The sequence below is a fragment of the Mesorhizobium silamurunense genome, from assembly GCF_014843905.1.
In the GTDB taxonomy this organism is placed as follows: Bacteria; Pseudomonadota; Alphaproteobacteria; order Rhizobiales; family Rhizobiaceae; genus Mesorhizobium; species Mesorhizobium silamurunense.
The window spans coordinates 1-254 of sequence record NZ_LPVS01000144.1 but is presented as its reverse complement, the minus strand read 5'-3'; the positions used below and the strand labels follow the sequence as shown (position 1 = coordinate 254).

The window sequence follows — 254 nt, the reverse complement described above, 5'->3', positions numbered from 1 at the left end:
CCTGGATCAAAACCAACATGGCTCCGCTGCGTGGCTGGGGGCCGAAGGGCAAGCGGCTGCGCGGCCTGGCTCCGTACGGCCACTGGCGCACGTTGACCTTCCTCGGCGCGCTGCGCTGGGATCGGCTCGCGGCACCTTGCGTCTTCGACGGCCCGATCAACGGCCAATGCTTCCGCGCTTATGTCGAGCAACAACTCATCACCGTGCTGAAGCCCGGCGATATCGTCGTCATGGACATGTGTGGACGCCCCCGT

General features: G+C 65.7%; 1 protein-coding gene. It reads left to right on the top strand.

The window, feature by feature from the left end; translation table 11 throughout:
• The coding region (locus AU465_RS32770) for a transposase (RefSeq protein ID WP_192257127.1) at window positions 1–254 on the top strand (254 nt) is incomplete at both ends.